General features: G+C 42.4%; 14 protein-coding genes. 8 read left to right on the top strand and 6 right to left on the bottom strand.

Features of this window, described 5'->3' with window-relative positions:
* Positions 1-27 precede the first annotated feature (27 nt).
* From M1D94_RS17920 to M1D94_RS17900, 5 genes are all read left to right on the top strand, one after another.
* Positions 28-990, top strand: a complete 963-nt coding sequence (locus M1D94_RS17920) for a carbohydrate kinase family protein (protein WP_064671843.1) — start codon at positions 28-30, stop codon at positions 988-990.
* Positions 991-1,185: 195 nt separating this feature from the next.
* Complete coding sequence (locus M1D94_RS17915) at positions 1,186-1,869, top strand: PspA/IM30 family protein (RefSeq protein ID WP_041851253.1); 684 nt, start codon at positions 1,186-1,188, stop codon at positions 1,867-1,869.
* Between the two features lie 65 nt (positions 1,870-1,934).
* Positions 1,935-2,960 (top strand): TFIIB-type zinc ribbon-containing protein, encoded by a 1,026-nt coding sequence (locus M1D94_RS17910; RefSeq protein WP_029317392.1) that lies wholly within the window; start codon positions 1,935-1,937, stop codon positions 2,958-2,960.
* Complete coding sequence (locus M1D94_RS17905; RefSeq protein WP_064671844.1) at positions 2,960-3,724, top strand: TPM domain-containing protein; 765 nt, start codon at positions 2,960-2,962, stop codon at positions 3,722-3,724. The genes M1D94_RS17910 and M1D94_RS17905 overlap by 1 nt, the downstream gene beginning before the upstream one ends.
* A gap of 30 nt (positions 3,725-3,754) precedes the next feature.
* The gene (locus tag M1D94_RS17900) at positions 3,755-4,726 is read left to right on the top strand and encodes an SPFH domain-containing protein (protein WP_424935182.1); all 972 of its coding nucleotides are present in this window, start codon (positions 3,755-3,757) and stop codon (positions 4,724-4,726) included.
* A 46-nt stretch (positions 4,727-4,772) separates the two neighbouring features.
* Here the strand turns inward: M1D94_RS17900 and M1D94_RS17895 are convergent, their stop codons facing one another.
* On the bottom strand, positions 4,773-5,798 hold the full coding sequence (locus M1D94_RS17895; protein WP_064671846.1) for a potassium channel family protein: 1,026 nt from the start codon (positions 5,796-5,798) through the stop codon (positions 4,773-4,775).
* A gap of 583 nt (positions 5,799-6,381) precedes the next feature.
* On the opposite strand from M1D94_RS17895, the gene iolT reads away from it, so the two are divergent.
* A complete protein-coding gene (gene iolT, locus M1D94_RS17890) occupies positions 6,382-7,803 on the top strand; it encodes a myo-inositol transporter IolT (protein ID WP_003234027.1) in 1,422 nt (473 codons plus the stop codon).
* Positions 7,804-7,850: 47 nt separating this feature from the next.
* Here iolT and bdhA read toward each other — a convergent pair whose 3' ends face one another.
* Positions 7,851-8,891, bottom strand: coding sequence for a (R,R)-butanediol dehydrogenase (gene bdhA / locus M1D94_RS17885; RefSeq protein ID WP_003234015.1), 1,041 nt, complete (start codon positions 8,889-8,891; stop codon positions 7,851-7,853).
* A 437-nt stretch (positions 8,892-9,328) separates the two neighbouring features.
* Between bdhA and walM the strand changes: the two genes are divergently transcribed.
* Positions 9,329-9,700, top strand: coding sequence for a cell wall metabolism protein WalM (gene walM / locus M1D94_RS17880; protein WP_003234013.1), 372 nt, complete (start codon positions 9,329-9,331; stop codon positions 9,698-9,700).
* 65 nt (positions 9,701-9,765) lie between these two features.
* On the top strand, positions 9,766-10,812 hold the full coding sequence (locus tag M1D94_RS17875; RefSeq protein ID WP_064671847.1) for a PD40 domain-containing protein: 1,047 nt from the start codon (positions 9,766-9,768) through the stop codon (positions 10,810-10,812).
* 33 nt (positions 10,813-10,845) lie between these two features.
* On the opposite strand, the gene M1D94_RS17870 is transcribed toward M1D94_RS17875, so the two are convergent.
* From M1D94_RS17870 to M1D94_RS17855, 4 genes are all read right to left on the bottom strand, one after another.
* Positions 10,846-11,004 (bottom strand): hypothetical protein, encoded by a 159-nt coding sequence (locus M1D94_RS17870; protein ID WP_015382979.1) that lies wholly within the window; start codon positions 11,002-11,004, stop codon positions 10,846-10,848.
* Between the two features lie 189 nt (positions 11,005-11,193).
* On the bottom strand, positions 11,194-11,403 hold the full coding sequence (locus M1D94_RS17865) for a cold-shock protein (RefSeq protein WP_003234008.1): 210 nt from the start codon (positions 11,401-11,403) through the stop codon (positions 11,194-11,196).
* Positions 11,404-11,485: 82 nt separating this feature from the next.
* On the bottom strand, positions 11,486-12,301 hold the full coding sequence (locus M1D94_RS17860; protein ID WP_424935181.1) for an alpha/beta fold hydrolase: 816 nt from the start codon (positions 12,299-12,301) through the stop codon (positions 11,486-11,488).
* Positions 12,302-12,313: 12 nt separating this feature from the next.
* Positions 12,314-13,300: a DUF4003 domain-containing protein gene (locus tag M1D94_RS17855; protein WP_424935180.1), complete on the bottom strand. Its 987-nt coding sequence runs from the start codon at positions 13,298-13,300 to the stop codon at positions 12,314-12,316.
* Between the last annotated feature and the right edge of the window lie 16 nt (positions 13,301-13,316).

Below are 13,316 nucleotides of genomic sequence, written 5' to 3'. Positions count from 1 at the left end.
CTAGACTTTATAAATGAGTGTGATAATATGCGTAGTCATTCTGTAGTTTGTATTGGGGAATTGTTGATTGATTTCTTTTGTACCGATGTTGACGTTGATTTAATGGAAGGGCGCCAATTCCTGAAAAGTGCCGGGGGTGCACCGGCGAATGTGTCAGCAGCGATTGCCAAGCTGGGCGGAGACGCCGCTTTCAGCGGAAAAGTAGGAAAGGATCCGTTTGGGTATTTTCTGAAGCAAACATTGGACGCTGTACATGTCGATACCTCTATGCTGGTGATGGATGAGAAAGCGCCTACAACGCTTGCTTTTGTTTCATTAAAACAAAATGGAGAGCGTGACTTTGTTTTTAATAGAGGCGCGGACGCTTTGTTTACGCTGGAGGATATTGACCAGGAAAAACTAAACGAAGCGAAAATTCTTCATTTCGGCTCTGCGACGGCACTGTTATCGGATCCGTTTTGCTCAGCCTATTTACGGCTGATGTCGATTGCGAAAGACAATGGACAGTTTATTTCGTTTGACCCTAACTACCGTGAAGATTTATGGAGGGGAAGAGTCTCAGAGTTTGTAAGTGTTGCGAAAAAAGCGATCGCTGTAAGTGATTTTGTGAAAGTCAGTGACGAGGAGCTTGAGATTATAAGCGGTGTGAAGGATCATGAAAAGGGAGTTGCGATCCTTCATGAGATCGGAGCCAACATTGTCGCTGTGACACTTGGGAAAAGCGGAACGCTTCTTTCCAATGGAAAAGACCGTGAAATCATTCCAAGCATTCCTGTGACATCAATTGACTCAACAGGGGCGGGAGATGCTTTTGTCGGTGCGGCTTTATATCAATTGGCAAACACGGATCAGATTCAATCTGTAGAAACAGATTTTGTGAAACTGCGTGAGATTGTGGCGTTTGCCAATAAGGTCGGAGCTCTTGTGTGCACTAAAATTGGAGCGATTGATGCACTGCCGAGCTTGGATGAGATCGAAGTTTCTTTGTAAATCATTGAAGATGTTTCTTGAAAGTCTTTGGACTTTTGGAGGCATCTTTTTTTATTGCTTACATTTTTGTTCGGGTAAAAAGTTGTATATTTTTCGTTTGATATGTCATTTTTTATTAAAAAAGTGAAACTTTTAACGATAATAGATAGTATATGTAACAAGGGTTACCGAATTAGCTTTAGGAGGAACGATATAATGAGTATAATTGGAAGATTTAAAGATATTATGTCTGCGAATATCAATGCTTTATTGGACAAGGCTGAAAATCCGGAGAAAATGGCAGATCAATATTTAAGAAATATGAATAGCGATTTGGCTAAGGTTAAGGCAGAAACAGCAGCTGTTATGGCCGAGGAGCAGAGAGCAAAAAGAGAATATCACGAATGCCAGGCGGATATGGAAAAGATGGAAAGCTATGCAATGAAGGCGCTGCAAGCCGGGAATGAGAGCGATGCGAGAAAATTTCTTGAAAGAAAAACATCTTTGGAGTCAAAGCTTTCTGAGCTGCAGGCGGCGAATCAAATTGCTGCAACCAATGCCGCACAGATGAGAAAGATGCATGACAAATTGGTATCTGACATTGGAGAGCTGGAAGCACGTAAAAATATGATCAAGGCGAAGTGGGCAGTAGCGAAAACGCAAGAAAGAATGAACAAACTGGGCGCTTCTGTTTCAAGTACAAGCCAATCAATGTCTGCATTCGGCCGAATGGAGGACAAAGTAAATAAGGCACTTGATCAGGCCAATGCAATGGCTGAACTGAACAGCGCTCCGCAGGATGATATGGCTGATCTGACTGCAAAGTATGACACTGGCGGTTCAAGCCAGGTTGATGATGAACTTGCGGCGTTAAAAGCGAAAATGATGCTCGATAAGTAATACATAGGAGGCCGCAGCTCTCGGCTGCGGCGTCATTTTATCATAAGATGTGAGAGGGAACGGTAATGATAATATCTTATAAGTGTCCGAACTGCGGCAGTGATATGGCATTTGACAGTGAAACCGGCTCGTTATCCTGCAGCAGCTGCGGAAGACAGGACAATATTGAAAGCCTTCCGAAAGAAAACATTGCGGCACGGTTTTCTGATGATGAAGCAAAAGAATATCAATGTGAAAACTGCGGTGCCGTTTTGATCACGGAAGCTGAAACGACAGCAACGACGTGCAGCTTCTGCGGAGGTGCTGCAATACTTGCCGATCGTTTATCAGGACATTTGGCGCCGGCGAAGGTCATTCCATTTACAATCAGCAAGCAAGAAGCGGAGCAGGCATTTCGAAAGTGGTGCAAAAAAGGCCTTCTGACACCAAGAGGTTTCATGTCTGCCGATCGCATTAAAAGCATCACCGGCATGTATATTCCGTTTTGGATGTTTGATTTAAATAGTGAAGTACAGGTGAGAGCAAACTGTACCAGGGTGCACCGGTATGAAGAAGGGGATTATATTTGCACGGAAACAGAGCACTTTGAAGCGTTTCGTGATATCAATCTCGATTATTTGAAAATCCCTGTCGATGCCTCTGAAAAAATGAAAGACGAATTAATGGACAAATTGGAGCCTTATTCATACGAAGAGCTGAAGGACTTTCAAACGGCATATTTGGCCGGTTATATTGCGGAAAAGTACAATTATACCGATGAGGAGCTTTTTCCGAGGGCAAAAGAGAAAATCAGCAGTTATATAGATTCATACATCCATTCTACTTTTTCCGGATATACGTCAGTCAATGTGAGGGACAAACATATTCACACGAAAAACGTGAACAGCTTTTACGTTTTGCTTCCTGTTTGGATGGTCAGTTACGATTATGAAAGAGCGGAGCATATCTTTGCGATGAACGGGCAAACAGGAAAGGTTGTTGGAAAGCCGCCGATCAGTCGAGGAAAAGTGGCGGCATGGTTTAGCGGAATAGCAGGCGGGACATTTCTTGCGTTGAAGCTCGTCTCATTGATGATGGGAGGCGGATTTTGATGCGTGGATTTTTTGGGAAAGCGATCTTTGTTGTGCTGGCTGTTTTCATCATGATGCCTTTACTGGGTATCGAAGCGGCAAGAGCCTCTGAATCGCAGCAGCATGTGTACGATCGCGCTCATCTATTGTCAAAAGCGGAGATCGGAAAACTTGAATCTCTCTCGGCAGAGCTGGGTGCAAAGAGAGACACTGATTTCATCATTATTACGATCAAAAGCACAAACGGTGAAGATATTGCAGACTATACCGGCGATTTTTATGATCGTTACGGAAAAGGCAGTACAGCCATTCTGACCATTGATATGACAAACAGAGAAGTGTTTATCGCAGGCTTCAAAAAAGCCGAACAGTATTTGGACAACAGCAGGCTCAATAGCATCAGAAATACGATTTCATCTGATTTATCCAATGAAAATTATTTTGAAGCTTTTGAGACATATATTCAGCTTTCCTATAAAGATATGGGCATAAAACCGGGAGTAAACCCCGACAACATATTCTTTACATGGTGGTTTCAGCTGATTGCTGCCATCGCAGTCGGGGGAATTGCGGTTTCAATCATGCTTTATCATGCAGGCGGCAAAGTAACGGTTAATGGAAATACATATATGGATCAGCGTACGTCTGATGTGATTGATCAATACGACACTTATATTAGAACGACTGTAACAAGAGAAAGAAAACCATCAGATAAAGACAGCGGCAGCGATGGCGGTGTTACGAAAGGCGGCACGTCATACAGTGGGAGCCGGGGCAGTTTTTAAATGTAAGAAATAGAGAAAGGGAGAGGCGTAATGTCGTTTTTCAGAAATCAATTAGCGAATGTAGTAGAGTGGGAAGAATTTAGAGATGATATGATTTTTTATAAATGGAACAATCGTGAAATCAAAAAAGGGAGCCGTTTAATCATTCGTCCCGGACAGGATGCTGTCTTTTTGAACAATGGGCGGGTTGAAGGAGTCTTTCAAGATGATGGCGATTATGATATTGAATCAGAAATTATTCCATTCCTTTCAACGTTAAAGAGCTTTAAGTTTGGCTTTAACAGCGGCATGCGAGCTGAGGTGCTGTTTGTCAATACGAAGGAATTTACCGTAAGATGGGGAACAAAACAGGCGATAAATATTCCGGCAGCGGGAATGCCAGGCGGGATGCCCATTCGCGCAAACGGCACATTTAATTTCAAGGTGCAGGACTATATCAGCCTGATTGATAAAATCGCTGGCGTGAAAGATCAATATTTTGTAGAGGATATTAAAACCCGTATCATTTCTATTCTGGATCAGCTTCTCATGAAGTGGATCACAAGAGAAGGGAAAGATATGTTTAATCTTCAAGCAAACGCTTTTGATATTGCCAAGGGAATTCAAGAGGACTTAGATATGCAATTAATAAGCGACGGGATGACGGTCACTGGTTTTCAAATCATGAGCTTTAATTATCCTCAAGAGGTTCAAGATATGATTACAAAGAACGCTTCCTACGGTATGGTTGGGGATGTGAACAGATACCAGCAAATAGCAATGACGGATGGAATGGCATCCGGAAAGATGAGCGGAGGCGGAGCGGCTTCGGATATGGCTGGAATGATGATGGGAATGAATATGGCCAATCAGATGATGAACCAAATGAATCAAAATCAGCAGGCACAGTCATCAGGCCCACAGTCAACTGGCAGCGGAAGCAAACCGAATTTCTGTCCAAACTGCGGAACAAAAACGGGCGAAGCCAATTTTTGTCCGAATTGCGGCCAGAAGCTTGTGTAAGACTCATACAGTGAAAAGTCCGGAGTGATCAGCGCTCGGGACTTTTTTATTTAGAAGAATAAGCGTTACCTATTGCTTGCTCCTGAACAGGCCATTTTCGAGCACCCGCTTGGATAATTCCCAGCAGCAATTGACGACGTTCCTTTATTGAATTGACGGCAATTTGAAATGTTTGCTTTGATAAAGCCGGTATGCCTGATTGTTGAAGCTTTGAGATGTCTGGTTCCGGCGGCGCTTGTTCTGCAGGATGGATATAGGCAGTATGAACGGTATCCAGATAGTTTTTGATACTTGAGCGCGCTTCTTTGATATGAAGCTGATTCGGCTGATATTGTTCAGGAATTCCGTATTTGAAAATGGTTAGAGCTTCATCCAATACAGCAACAGCTATAATGGATGATTCCTGATGCTGCGTGCTGTGGTAAAAATGAAGGATGGGGAAGGCGTTATGCTGAGCGGTCAGCTTTCCCAGTTCTGATGAGGCAGCGACAAGAAGAAAATCAATGTCGTGAAAATCTTTGCCATTCCATGCATTATGGACGATTTCTGTTCCGTCATGCCCTAGACTTAATACACTTTGGGCAAAGGAGCGTTTTTGATTAACCGCACTCAAGACGGAAATCAAATACGTGACAGAAAACGTGATGGTAAGCAGTCCTTGAGCTGTTTCAATAATCGTGACAAGCTTCCATAGGCCTCCGTTCGGAGCGAGGTCGCCATTTCCTAATGTAAACATGACATAGCCGGAAAAATAAATTCGGTCTGACCAGGAAGCCGGTTCTTTTGATTGAGTTTCCATAAGTGAGTGAGGGTCACTCGAGTAAATCAAAACCCACCCGCCCCAAAATAGACTGATCCATATCACTAACGTCAGGCATAACAGCAGAGGACCAGCCATACTTAGAACCTTTGCGTGGTCACCGCTGATTTTGCGGCAGCCCTTCCACAGCCAGGCAGAAAGGCATCTTGTGATCGGGCCTGCACCGCTCTCTAACCATAACGTGGTCCATAAAAAATCAATCATCCCCGCTGTCAATAATAAAAGGCCTGCAATGATATAACCCTCATTCATTTTGGTTGCCTCCCTTAAGTCAGCCTTCTTTTATTTTCTTCTCTATTTCCTTTTATCCTGAGTCTGAAACAATTGAACGAATGTTTGATTTTACAGAGAAAAATAGGAGAAGTTAACCAACACTTACTCATTTATCGATATGAACAAAAAATCACAGGATTTTTGACTTGATTCACACATTTTCATGAAGAAAAACGTTCATTTTCCCCTTGAATTGGTGATTTTCCTTTTATAGAGTAAAAAATTTTCAGAAATTTATATTGACTGAAAGCGTTTTTATAATTATGATAATATCAGATGTAACAAAAATATAACTATCATATCACTACAATTGAACTATCAAGTGACTATTAAATGCCAAATTTACAAGGTTATGCACAAAGAAATGACCATTGCTCTTTTAGCGAGAAATGAAATCGCTTCCATTGGGACTGACATGCTAAGAAGAAGGGAAGGTTATGAGGTTATTGGATAAAAACATGAACAACTATTTTCTGAAGCCTGCTTACGAAATGTGAGGAAGGCAGCAGCCCTGGAATGAGTTTTTGACATACGCATTTTGAAAAAGACTGGGGGAAACAGTATGAATAAACAAGGCAATCAAATGTCATTTTTACGTACAATTATTTTAGTCTCCACTTTTGGCGGGCTTCTTTTTGGCTATGATACCGGTGTGCTCAATGGAGCTTTGCCGTATATGGGAGAGCCGGATCAGCTTAATCTCAATGCCTTCACAGAGGGCCTTGTCACCAGTTCACTTCTTTTTGGAGCGGCCCTGGGTGCTGTGTTTGGCGGCAGGATGTCTGATTTTAACGGCCGCCGCAAAAATATTTTGTTCCTCGCTGTTATATTTTTTATTTCAACGATCGGGTGTACGTTTGCACCAAATGTTACGGTCATGATTATTTCCCGTTTTGTGCTCGGTATTGCGGTTGGGGGTGCATCCGTAACGGTGCCTGCCTATTTAGCAGAGATGTCTCCTGTGGAAAGCAGGGGACGGATGGTGACGCAGAACGAATTGATGATTGTATCAGGACAGCTTTTGGCCTTTGTTTTTAATGCGATCCTTGGAACAACAATGGGAGACAACTCCCATGTGTGGAGGTTTATGCTGGTCATTGCGTCACTTCCAGCCTTGTTCCTGTTTTTCGGCATGATCAGAATGCCCGAGAGTCCCCGCTGGCTTGTTTCTAAAGGAAGAAAAGAAGATGCTTTACGTGTATTGAAAAAAATCAGGGATGAAAAACGGGCAGCAGCTGAGCTGCAAGAAATTGAATTCGCTTTCAAAAAAGAAGATCAGCTTGAAAAAGCGACGTTTAAAGATCTTTCAGTCCCATGGGTGCGCCGTATTGTGTTTATTGGATTAGGGATTGCGATTGTACAGCAAATTACAGGTGTGAATTCGATTATGTATTATGGGACTGAAATTCTAAGAAATTCCGGTTTCCAAACGGAAGCCGCTTTAATCGGAAATATTGCGAATGGTGTGATTTCGGTATTGGCAACATTCGTCGGAATCTGGCTGCTGGGAAGAGTGGGGCGCCGGCCGATGCTGATGACAGGCTTGATCGGTACGACAACAGCGTTATTGCTGATCGGGATATTCTCACTTGTACTTGAAGGATCACCGGCACTTCCGTATGTAGTCCTGTCATTAACGGTCACATTTCTTGCTTTTCAGCAGGGCGCCATTTCACCAGTGACTTGGCTGATGCTATCTGAAATTTTCCCGCTTCGCCTTCGCGGACTGGGAATGGGTGTTACGGTATTCTGTCTGTGGATGGTGAATTTTGCAGTCAGTTTCACGTTTCCAATATTGCTGGCAGCCATCGGGCTGTCCACAACGTTCTTTATCTTCGTTGGATTAGGAATTTGCTCTGTCTTGTTTGTGAAGAGGTTTTTGCCGGAAACGAAAGGGCTTTCGCTTGAGCAACTGGAGGAAAACTTCCGCGCTTATGATCACAGCGGGGCAAAGAAGGATTCTGGGGCTGAAGTGATTGGATAATTTAAAAAAGAATCCGCACCCGAGTGCGGATTCTTTTTGGTTTCAAATTAGTTAGGTCTGACAAGGATTTTGACTTGGCTTTTCTCTTTAATAAGAGCCCCGAAGCCTTCCTCGATCAAATCATCTAGTACGATTTTTTTCGTTACGAGTTTGTCGGCTGAGAAATAGCCTTCTTTCATTAATGACAATACAGCCGGGAAGATGTCGCGGTATCCGATAATTCCTTTTACTGTACGTTCTTTGATTACGATATCGTTCGGATGGATTTCAGCACCTTTTTCCCAAATGCTGACGATGACGGTTTCACCGGCAATTGTAGTGGACTGGATGGCTTGTCGTAACACCACTGGGACACCAGTGACTTCGAATGCTACGTCAACACCGCCTCCTGTACGTTCTGCAATCTCAGCGACTACATCGTCTGTTTTAGACGGATCAACGATGATCGCGCCAAGCTCCTCAGCTTTTTGCTGGCGTTCAGGAGAAAGCTCAACAGCGTAAATATCAGTTGCACCGGCAGCCTTCAGCGCTTCAATGACAAGAAGTCCGATCGGGCCGCAGCCGAATACAGCCGCTTTGTCGCCTGCTTTGAGTTTGCTTGAGCGGACAGCGTATAGAGCAACTGCAGAAGGTTCAACGAGCGCGCCTTGTTCATATGATAATTCATCAGGAAGTTTGAACAAAAGCTCTTCATCTACAGAGACGTATTCAGAGAAACCACCACCTCCGCCGGCTAAGCCGAGGAATCCCATTTGTTCATCAAGGTTGTAGGCGCCTTGGTGGCCGTGTGTAGCAAAAATCGGCTCGACTACGACGCGGTCTCCAACTTTATAATTTTCAACGCCTTCTCCGACTTCGACAACTTCACCGGAGAATTCATGCCCCATTGTGACAGGTGCCGTTTCATTTGTTAATGGATGCGGTTTGTCAACCGGAATAAAGATCGGGCCGCCCAGATATTCGTGTAAATCACTTCCGCAGATGCCGCACCATTTGACTTTGATCTTTACTTTTCCCGGCTCCGTTTTTGGCTCTTCGATATGTTCAATACGGATATCCTTTTGGTTATGCCATCTTGCTGCCTTCATGGATTACCACTCCTATAGCTTTTGATGTGAGTAATTCCGCACCGGTCAATATGAACTGTTCACAAAATCGCCATTTTTAAAACCAAAAAAGAAATGAAATTTTTATATAATATAATCTACGTTTTTTTGAAAAAAGAAACTTTGAAGAAAAAAGGGTCTCGCACACTCTTTTTTCTTTATATGAGAGTATCAATCGTTTACATAGCTATGAATTTGGTTTGAACAATACGGTAATGGTTCGTTCATATTGAATGCGACAACTACTCTATCAATAATTATAACGCTAATACTGCTATTATAATAGGATAATCTTCCATGGTTTAATTTAACAGAGGTAACTTTTTTGACTTTGTAACATTACTGTAAGGATATTGAAATAAAAAATAGCTGGTTGATCGTGTATAATCTTCCTAGATGTTAACAAACAGGGGGACGAAATGTTGAAGAAAGTCATTTTAGCCGCTTTTATCTTAGTAGGAAGTACTTTGGGAGCTTTTAGTTTTTCATCAGATGCCAGTGCGAAACATGTGAACGGAAATATTACTTGGTATAATGGAGTCGGGAAAAAAGGCTCTTCAGGTAAGAAACTTGGACATTGGGATTGTGCGACCAAAATCGGATTTGATGTTCCTAGAAACGGGACAAAAATCAGAGCTTATGCAAAAGCGAAGCCTAAAAAAGTGATTACGGTTTATAAAAATGATGTTGGCAGAATGCCTAATGCAGTGCTGGATGTTAGCCCTAAAGCGTTTAAAGCGCTTGGATATCCATTAAGCAAAGGTAAAGTAGCGGGGCATTACAGCTATTAATGTACATATATAATCTGGAAAGCAAGAAGTCACATTCTTGCTTTTTCTATTGGTGGAGATAAAAGATGAAAAAAAGAATCATATTATTGTTAGCAGTGATAATAGCGGCAGCTGCCGCGGGAGTTGCGTTTTATGTTACAAAGGATAAAGGCCATGAGAAGGCTGCTGATGTTTCAGTCAATACCGAAAGCGGTGATGAGCTGCTGGTTTCAATTACAGATACGGATCTGCTGACAAGATATTATGAAAATGACAAGGTGATCCATGAGGAGAAGCTGACCAGCTATCCGGCATTTGCCTTGGATCAAAAACAGCAGGTGCTCTATTATACGGGCAATAATGAACAGAATGAAATGAGGCTTTTTAAACTGGATCTAAAGTCTAATAAAAAGACGGTGCTTTATAAAGGCGCGGAGAGTGCGGACAGTTTGTTTTTATCAAAGGACCGTTCAACCATCTATTTCCGCTTAGGAAAAGCGGACGAAAGCAATTTTCGGATCGCCGCTTTTGATCTGAAAACGAAAAAGTACAAAAATCTTTATCCTGCCGCTAATGATCAGGATAACACCGTTAGCAGCTTCTTTTATAACCAAAAAAACGATTCATTTGCATTGCTTCATTATTCTGTAGAAGAAGACTACAAGAAAACAGATGAAGCAAACGAAAAGGGCATCGACCCTGAACCGACAACGATTCATTTTGCGGAAGGCCGTCAACATAAATTTAATGAGCTGAAAAGCCTGAACCAATTTATCAGCGATATTGCTGTTTCTGATGATGATAAACGTATTTTATTCACATCATATACGCAAAAAGGAACGGAGCAAACCGCTTCTATTCAAATGCTCAATGCGGATACGAAAAAATATGAAAGCATCATCTCAAATCAGAAATCATTTAAGCTGTTAATTGACGCACAGCCTCAGTTTTCTAAGGATGGGAAGAACATTTATTTTCTTGCCGAAGCCAAGGGGGCTAAAAAGCTGAAGGACGAAACAGGGCGTGAAGCTAAGGTGCGGACGATTTATTCCTATAGCCTTGAAAATAAGACCTTCAAAAAAGTATGGGAAAATCCGAACGGCATCATCAACAGCTTTTCTGTGATTAACTAATAAAGACCACTCGGCATGAGCTGAGTGGCTTTTTTAATGGATGAGGTGCAGGGCTAATGATCCGAGCCATTTAAAGATATGAATCAGAGGGACCGACAAAAACAGAAGTTCAACATAGAAGTTCATTGCAACATTCAGCTTTTTGAACGCAGCTCTTTTTTTCAAGTCTTTTTGCTGCTGGTTTGAGATCACGTTATCCCTCCTCTTATATCCATATTATACCATTAAAACAGACAAAAAAGCCCTAAACGTTTACAGTTTTGGGCTTCTTTCTTCGTATTTGGCCTCTTGCAATAAGAGGCTTTTATTCTGAAATATAGAATTTTGTCTCCGTTCGGGGTTTGTTTGCTTGCAGGAGACTGCATTTGTTATAGGGAAGAACTAGCTTGTTTTCGTTTGGCTGTTGTTTTGGAGATTCACTAATGAACGGATGCCGTCGACCATTTTACTTCCGCACAAAGGGCACAATGGCGTATCACTGCTGGCGAAGTTTTTTCGGGTCCAGCCATTACAGTCTTCTTTTGTGCATTCCCAAGTACTCACATCTTCTTTTGGCAGCGGTTCTTGATTTCGTTTGTTATAGTAAGACATAAAGTCACTTCTTCCCTCATGTATTTTACTGCACATTTCTTATTGTCTCATACTTTTCCCTAATCTCCTAATTCCTTTTTCTTTATGACTTTCCAATAACCCCATCTAAAAAGGAGAGGAGTGTGCTGTTAAAAGCATCTGGCTCTTCTAAAAACGGGCAATGGCTGCTTTTAGAAAAGGTAACGAGTGTTGCGTTCGGAATATTGCTGCGCAAGTGTTCCCCAGCTGCGGTAGAGAAAAATTTCCTGTCTTCCCCGAAGCAAAGCAATGTCGGCACACTAATGTTTTGAAGAGTCCCGCGGTAATCAGCGGCCGTTTGGTTAAATAAAATCGTGCTAGAAATGGCAGCCGGCTGTTTGAGGATTTCTGCCAGCATCCATTCTGTTTCGGTCTCGGCAGGCGGTTCTGCGAACATATTCTGGATGAAGCTTTCGTAGAAAGGCAGCGGGTCAGTTTGAATGGCGTGCATCGCTGTTTTTAAGCCGTCAAAATCAAATGGACCGTGTTCCCAGCCCTCCCATCGATAGTCGGAAGCGGATTGATCAATGATTACAGCGGCTTGAATGTTATCATTCCCAAATTGATTGAGATAATCCCATACGACAAAAGCGCCCATTGACCAGCCGGCAAGAACGACAGGATCAAGCTCCATTGCATTTAGAAATTCCCTTATGTCACGGGCATATTGGGAAATGGTGTGGCCGTGAAGCACTTTGTCAGATTCGCCGTGTCCTCTAAGATCAAGACGAATACATTGATAATTGGCAGAAAGCGCCGAAAATTGTTTGTGGAAAAATTGTCCGCTCATCAGCACCCCATGTATAAACAGGATCGGCGTCCCGCTCCCGTGTGTTTCATAGTAAAGGCGTGTCTGATCTTCTAATGTGATGTATGGCATGTTTCTCCTCCTTTAGTTTCCATCATGAGTATGGCTGGCTGCTGTTGAGCTGATGATGGCAGCTGTCACGGCTGCCTGCTGCGCTTGAATGACTGTTTCGATAGCGGTGTATAGTCCTGATTCCATCAGCAGATTTTTCTCCATATGCTCACTGAGATAGAGGCTGACAGCAATTTTAAAATTCATTTCCTTTTGCCATTTAAAAGCTTTTTCCTGGTTTAATTCGTCAGTGATGCACAAAACGGTTTTGATATCTGGCTCTTCCAGAAATGTGAGGAGAGCAAGGTCTGGATAATGATAATCCTTTGGTTTTTTGACATCAGTGATTGATTGATATATCTGTTTGCAAGCGGAAACAAGCATTTCGGGCTCTTTTTCACTTTGCAAGGCCAGAATATGGCTGACCTGATGTAAGTACTGTCCTTTTTTAAAGCCGTTGGCTGCCAGCAGCTGATAGCATGTTTCCGCCTTCTGTAGCGCCTGCAAACCTTTTCCGTTTTCTCCAAGCAGTACGGCAAGCGGAACATTCTGAGTTGAAGTGAGGAAATAATGATTTTTCTTCATCTGCTGATAAACTGCTAGCCCCATGTTCATCTGTTCTTTTTGGTTTGTCGTTTCAGATTTGCCGGTGAGCAAGATTAGAGCGGAAAGGTATGTGAACATATCCCGCTTATATCCTAGCTTCACCATTTCATTGTATACATCGATAAAAGTATGAAATGTTTGTTTTGCCTCATGCTGAAAATGAATGTCCAGAATAGATGCAACAGTAAAGCGGTGGTGTGAATTGAGTGTTGAGAAGCTGCCGATGTTTGATTTGATATAGCTGCTCAAATCATAAAAGCGCTGAAAATCAAACTCTCTTTTATTCACAATATATGCAGAAGAAATGAGCATTAATATCTGATCGTGTGAAACTTTCCATTTTAATTTTGATTTTAATTCAGCATAAATGGAAATGTATTGCTTTATTTTTTCATGTAGGTTGTGTGTCAGCATAAAAAGCAGCTCCTTT

Source organism: Bacillus sp. JZ109 (assembly GCF_053903135.1).
This window is presented reverse-complemented; position numbering and strand designations above follow the sequence as displayed.

Excerpts from the sequence above, each read along its gene's own strand:
- M1D94_RS17905 (WP_064671844.1), top strand. The coding sequence starts at position 2,960 with ATGCGTGGATTTTTTGGGAAAGCGATCTTTGTTGTGCTGGCTGTTTTC.
- walM (WP_003234013.1), top strand. The coding sequence starts at position 9,329 with ATGTTGAAGAAAGTCATTTTAGCCGCTTTTATCTTAGTAGGAAGTACT.
- M1D94_RS17865 (WP_003234008.1), bottom strand. The coding sequence starts at position 11,403 with ATGTCTTACTATAACAAACGAAATCAAGAACCGCTGCCAAAAGAAGAT.
- M1D94_RS17875 (WP_064671847.1), top strand. The coding sequence starts at position 9,766 with ATGAAAAAAAGAATCATATTATTGTTAGCAGTGATAATAGCGGCAGCT.
- M1D94_RS17900 (WP_424935182.1), top strand. The coding sequence starts at position 3,755 with ATGTCGTTTTTCAGAAATCAATTAGCGAATGTAGTAGAGTGGGAAGAA.
- M1D94_RS17920 (WP_064671843.1), top strand. The coding sequence starts at position 28 with ATGCGTAGTCATTCTGTAGTTTGTATTGGGGAATTGTTGATTGATTTC.
- M1D94_RS17855 (WP_424935180.1), bottom strand. The coding sequence starts at position 13,300 with ATGCTGACACACAACCTACATGAAAAAATAAAGCAATACATTTCCATT.
- M1D94_RS17915 (WP_041851253.1), top strand. The coding sequence starts at position 1,186 with ATGAGTATAATTGGAAGATTTAAAGATATTATGTCTGCGAATATCAAT.
- M1D94_RS17910 (WP_029317392.1), top strand. The coding sequence starts at position 1,935 with ATGATAATATCTTATAAGTGTCCGAACTGCGGCAGTGATATGGCATTT.
- bdhA (WP_003234015.1), bottom strand. The coding sequence starts at position 8,891 with ATGAAGGCAGCAAGATGGCATAACCAAAAGGATATCCGTATTGAACAT.
- M1D94_RS17895 (WP_064671846.1), bottom strand. The coding sequence starts at position 5,798 with ATGAATGAGGGTTATATCATTGCAGGCCTTTTATTATTGACAGCGGGG.
- iolT (WP_003234027.1), top strand. The coding sequence starts at position 6,382 with ATGAATAAACAAGGCAATCAAATGTCATTTTTACGTACAATTATTTTA.
- M1D94_RS17860 (WP_424935181.1), bottom strand. The coding sequence starts at position 12,301 with ATGCCATACATCACATTAGAAGATCAGACACGCCTTTACTATGAAACA.